Source organism: Halalkalibacter wakoensis JCM 9140 (genome assembly GCF_000513095.1).
Taxonomy (GTDB): domain Bacteria; phylum Bacillota; class Bacilli; order Bacillales; family Bacillaceae_D; genus Halalkalibacter; species Halalkalibacter wakoensis.
Genome location: NZ_BAUT01000120.1, coordinates 1 through 5,732, shown reverse-complemented (window position 1 = coordinate 5,732; position 5,732 = coordinate 1). Strand labels below are relative to the sequence as shown.

Annotated in this window: 3 protein-coding genes and 1 pseudogene; 3 read left to right on the top strand and 1 reads right to left on the bottom strand. The window is 39.5% G+C overall.

What is annotated here, in order from left to right:
- Window positions 1-550: 550 nt before the first annotated feature.
- Window positions 551-1,452 (top strand): annotated as a pseudogene (locus JCM9140_RS21320) (diacylglycerol kinase).
- A 106-nt stretch (window positions 1,453-1,558) separates the two neighbouring features.
- The gene (gene rlmD / locus JCM9140_RS21315; RefSeq protein ID WP_034751474.1) at window positions 1,559-2,929 is read left to right on the top strand and encodes a 23S rRNA (uracil(1939)-C(5))-methyltransferase RlmD; all 1,371 of its coding nucleotides are present in this window, start codon (window positions 1,559-1,561) and stop codon (window positions 2,927-2,929) included.
- Between the two features lie 101 nt (window positions 2,930-3,030).
- On the opposite strand, the gene JCM9140_RS21310 is transcribed toward rlmD, so the two are convergent.
- Entirely contained in the window at window positions 3,031-3,627 is a 597-nt protein-coding gene (locus tag JCM9140_RS21310; protein WP_034751472.1) for an MSMEG_1061 family FMN-dependent PPOX-type flavoprotein, read from the bottom strand.
- 540 nt (window positions 3,628-4,167) lie between these two features.
- Between JCM9140_RS21310 and JCM9140_RS21305 the strand changes: the two genes are divergently transcribed.
- Window positions 4,168-5,637: a protein adenylyltransferase SelO gene (locus JCM9140_RS21305; protein ID WP_034751470.1), complete on the top strand. Its 1,470-nt coding sequence runs from the start codon at window positions 4,168-4,170 to the stop codon at window positions 5,635-5,637.
- The last annotated feature ends 95 nt before the right edge of the window (window positions 5,638-5,732 follow it).

Below are 5,732 nucleotides of genomic sequence, written 5' to 3'. Positions count from 1 at the left end.
GATCACTGGTCCCGCAGGAGTCTACGTGTCATTCCCCTGCTAGGGTTACTTTTACTTATCTTTAACTTGTTACTCTTTTTCATTTAAAAGCTTTATTATTCTCTTGAGATTCACCGCAAATATCAAGGGTAGCCGCTTGAATTTGCATGAGTTTCACTTCTCAAAGGCTTTTCTAAGTTTCTCCCTTTTTTTAATCGTTGAAAAGAAGGGAATTTCTATCTTTCCTCTCAACAAAGCGTGCCCCCCATCCCCGGGAGCGACGAGATCGAAGCTCCGTTTCAAGTTCCGCAGGAGTCGAGTGGCTTCCGTTTCATTTCACTATGAGCAAACCTTCCTGCAGCAAAATTTAGAAAAATAGACTCCTCGTTTTTATTGTTTCTAACATAAGCTCAAAAACATTGTAAAACATTGTTTTCTATGAAAGAAATCCACTGTATAATGCAAGATTTTTAAGTTTGCTGAATACAATAGAAGTAATGTACAATACAAGCACAGTATGTCTTTGACAAAGTGTGGAAAATGATAGCTTAGATAAAGTAGGGGATTTGTTATGAAAAGAGCTCGGCTTATTTACAATCCAACGTCTGGACGTGAACAAATTCGTAAAAACTTAGCTTATATTTTAGAACGTCTTGAGAAGAATGGATATGAAACATCAACGCATGCAACAACAGGAGAAGGGTGTGCCACTTCTGCGGCTAAAAAAGCAGGTGAAAATGGAAATGATCTTGTCATTGCGGCAGGAGGGGATGGAACCATTTTTGAAGTCGTAAATGGACTAGCCAACTTACCAAAAAGACCAAAGCTTGGCATTATCCCGGCTGGAACGACAAATGATTTTGCACGTGCCTTAGAATTCCACGTGATATCGAGAAGGCTTGTGATGTTTTATGTGGTAATCATTTTGAACCGATTGACATTGGTCGTGTAAACGAACGTTACTTTATCAATATTGCGGCAGGTGGGACGCTGACGGAACTTACCTATGAGGTTCCAAGTAAGCTAAAAACAGCGGTAGGCCAGTTAGCTTATTACATTAAAGGGTTAGAAAAACTCCCTCAAGTTGCCCCTCGAATGGTTCAAATTGAATATGATGGGAAACTATTTGAAGGAGAAATCATGATGTTTCTTGTCTCTAATACCAATTCGGTCGGAGGCTTTGAAAAGTTAGCACCGAATGCGTCGTTACAGGATGGTATGTTTGATTTTATTATTGTTAAAAAGCTTTCTTTTCCAGAGTTCCTTCACGTGGCAAGTCTTGCGTTAAGAGGGGAGCACATCAATCATCCGAAAGTGATGTATGTTCATGCGAATCGTATTAAGGTTCAAGTAAAAGGGGACATGCAGCTAAATCTAGACGGTGAATATGGCGGCGTACTCCCAGCAGAATTTGTAAACATGTATCAGCATTTTCAAATGTTAACTCCTAAAGACCGAAAGCAAAGGAAGTAAAAAAGGAAATCGCTATAGCAGCGGTTTCCTTTTTGGCGCTTAGTTTCTTGTACCACCTCCGTTATGGTACAATGACTAAACTAATAGCAAAAGGACGGAACAACGAATGAATCAAATACCAGTAAAGAAAAATGACCAACTTCAAGTAACGATTGAAGACTTAACCCATGAAGGAGCAGGAGTAGCAAAAGTAGACGGTTATACATTATTTGTCCCCAATACGCTCCCTGGTGAAGTAGCAGATATAAAAGTAGTGAAAACGAATAAAGGCTATGGGTTCGCTCGATTACTGGAGATTAAACAAGAGAGTGAACACCGTGCTGAACCATTATGTCCGATCTATCACCAGTGTGGTGGTTGTCAAATTCAACATCTAAATTACGATGCTCAGCTCGTGTCCAAACAAAAGCAAGTGAAAGATGTGCTCGAACGAATTGGTGGGCTTAAAGACGTAACGGTTCATCCGACACTTGGGATGGACAACCCTTGGCGTTACCGAAACAAAGCACAAGTACCAATTGGTGAAGAAGGAGGACTTGTGGTCGCTGGTTTTTACCAAAAACGAAGCCACCGGATTATTAACATGGATGAGTGTTTGATTCAGCATGAAGAAAATGACCAAATCATCCATGTCGTCAAAAATATTGCGAATAAATATGGAATCCGGGCTTATGACGAACAAAAGCACAGAGGAACGCTCCGTCATGTTGTTGCAAGAAAAGGAAAAATTACAGATGAAGTAATGGTTGTACTTGTGACAAGAGGAAAAGAACTGCCGAATAAGAAAAATATAATAGAAGATATTATTGCAGCGGTTCCAAATGTGAAGTCGATTGTTCAAAACATAAATACAAAGCGGACGAATGTGATTTTCGGTGATGAGACAAACGTTTTATGGGGAGAAGAATACATTTATGATTACATCGGCGATATCAAATTTGCGATATCAGCACGCTCATTTTATCAAGTGAACCCTGAGCAGACGAAAGTCCTTTATGATAAAGCATTGGAATACGCCAATCTGACTGGAGAAGAAACGGTTATTGATGCATACTGCGGGATAGGAACGATTTCGTTGTTCCTTGCTCAAAAAGCGAAGCATGTGTATGGGGTAGAAATTGTACCTGATGCGATTGCAGATGCGAAGAGAAACGCTGAGTTAAATGGCATGACAAATGTTGATTTTGCAGTAGGTGAAGCGGAGAAAATCATGCCATGGTGGTATGCACAAGGGATTCGGGCAGATGTTGTTGTCGTGGATCCACCTAGAAAAGGGTGTGACCAAGAGTTACTCGATACAATCCTTTCAATGAAGCCAAAGCGTGTTGTGTATGTGTCCTGTAATCCTGCTACGCTAGCTAGAGATTTGAAAGTGTTAGATGAAGGTGGATATACAACGAAGGAAGTGCAGCCGGTGGATATGTTTCCGCATAGTTCGCATGTAGAAAGTGTCGCCGTTTTAGAACTAAGTATATAATCATTCGAAAAGAGGAGTTCAGAAGATGGACTCCTCTTCCCAAATTAGTAAGATAAATTAAACAAAAAGGTAAGGATCTTTATGTTTTAAACTAAGAAAAATTACTTTTTAACCTCTACCCCATTAATCTTTAGATGAGCATGAAAAATCTCCATTAAAGTAGGCAATTCCTCTTTGTTTTTCCATGTGTCTTTGTTCCAGATGTTTGATTCCTTTAATGCGCGAGGGCAGTGGATAAAGCATTCTTCAACCTCTACTCCAATTCCAAGTAGTGGTGGTTTGCCTTTAAGGCTCATGTTAGCAAGTATTTTTTCATCATTTATGATCGTAGCTCGTCCGTTGATTCTTAACACATCTTCTAATCCAGGGATAAGAAAGACAAGACCAACGTGAGGATTGGATAGGATGTTTTTAATAGAATCTAGTCGTCTATTACCAGGGCGATCCGGAATAACTAGCTGATGTTTGTTTAGGATTGTAATTGAACTTGGCATATCTCCTCTTGGGGAAACATCGCATGTACCATCGGCATTAGATGTCGATAGGAAAAAAAGGGGTGACATCTCTATGAATTTTTTGCAGTGGTCATCAATAATGGAAATCGTCTTTTTCATAACTAAATCGTGTGGTGCTCCAATTATGTCTCTCAGTTCTTCTTCTGTAGTAATCGCGTTTCGGGAAAAATCTATTACGTCCATGAGATCACTCTTTTCTATGTTTAACTAGTGAAAATGATTATCAGCCTTTACGTTATTTTATCTGAAAAGAATAGCCGTTTACAATAGTTTCGTTGAAAACAAAAAGGACGTACCTTTCTGGTGACATCCAGAGTTGATACGGTAGAGTCTTACGTTTTTTTTCTTATCATATAAAAAAGAAATATCACACTTACATATTACATTAGAGGACCATGGAAGGTTGACGGAAATCCGTTATATGGTTTAGGGTTAAATGCAATGACAAAACGCTTTGAAATGTTTGGCGGTTCGATTGACGTTTATATATATAGTAGGTCTCCCTTCAATGGTCAAAAGAGTGTTTATTAAAATTGTATGTTATGGTGGTCTTAACTTAGTTTTTTAGAGGTTATAGGAGTTTTTTGCCTTTTTCTTTTATTATGTTTCCACGTATGACTACTACATCAAGAATAAGAAATGATCATAAGAAAAGACTAAAAGAGGTATACCATAATCAAGTCGTTAAAAAATTTGATATAACAGGAAATAAAAGGAGATAAGATGACAAACATACTTTCAGGATGGAACTTTGATAATAGTTATTCACGTTTACCGGAGATTTTTTATTCTAGTCAAAATCCTACACAGGTGAGTTCACCAGAATTAATCGTTTTTAATTCATCGTTAGCAGCTAAACTGGGTTTGAATGAAGATTCTCTTAAACAAAAAAATGGAGTCGATGTATTCGCTGGGAATGAGCTCCCAGAAGGTGCTTTCCCACTTGCTCAAGCGTATGCTGGTCATCAATTTGGACATTTTACAATGTTAGGTGATGGGCGAGCGATTTTGCTTGGAGAGCAAATAACACCTTCAAATGAGCGATTTGATATTCAGTTGAAAGGTTCGGGGAGAACGCCATATTCACGTGGAGGAGATGGACGAGCCACGCTTGGACCAATGTTAAGAGAGTACATTATAAGTGAAGCCATGCATGGGCTAGGAATCCCTACAACGCGTAGCCTTGCCGTTGTAACAACAGGTGAGACAGTTATGCGTGAAGCAGAGCTTCCTGGTGCTATATTAACTCGAATAGCTGCTAGCCACTTGAGGTTTGGAACGTTTCAATACGCTTCTAAATGGGGAACAACAGAAGATGTAAAGGCGTTAGCTGACTACGCCATTGAGCGTCACTACCCTCATATTCAAGAAACTGAGCATCGTTACTTGTCGCTTCTTCAAGAAGTAATCAACCGTCAGGCAGCCTTAGTAACAAAATGGCAGCTAGTTGGATTTATTCATGGTGTGATGAATACCGACAATATGACCATTAGTGGTGAGACAATCGATTATGGCCCTTGTGCATTTATGGATACATATGATCCTGAAACCGTGTTCAGTTCGATTGACCGACAAGGACGCTATGCATATGGAAACCAACCGAAAATAACAGCATGGAACTTGGCTCGCTTTGCCGAAACATTATTGCCATTGTTACACGAAGATCAAGAGCAAGCGGTTACCATCGCGCAAGATGAAATCTCTCAGTTTCCTGACCTCTTCCAATCTTATTGGCTAAATGGGATGAGAAGTAAGCTTGGAATAGTCAATGAGGAAACCGGAGATGATACGCTCATTGAAGGCCTTCTTAGTTTAATGAAGAAACACGGCGCAGACTATACGAACACGTTTCGAGCGTTAACATTAAAAAACCATGAAGAGGAACAATCTGTTTTATTTCGTGCGCCTGAGTTTTCTCAATGGTATAAACTGTGGCAGGACCGCTTAGGTAGACAGGATGAGTCAAAAGAAGCTTCTTTGGAATTGATGAAGCAATCCAATCCTGGAGTGATTCCTCGAAACCATCGAGTAGAGGAAGCGTTAGAGGCGGCCGTGACAAAAAGCGATTTTAGCGTAATGGAAAACTTGCTAAACGTACTTAAAAAACCGTACACATATTCTCAAGATCAAACAGATTATTGCAAACCAGCAGAACCATCCAAATACCCATATCAAACATTTTGTGGTACGTAATAAAAGTAAGAATTTAACCTTCATTGAAGTAATAAAAGGGGTACCCTCTTACTAGCGTAGGACATACACGTAGACTCCTACCATGAAAATAAAAT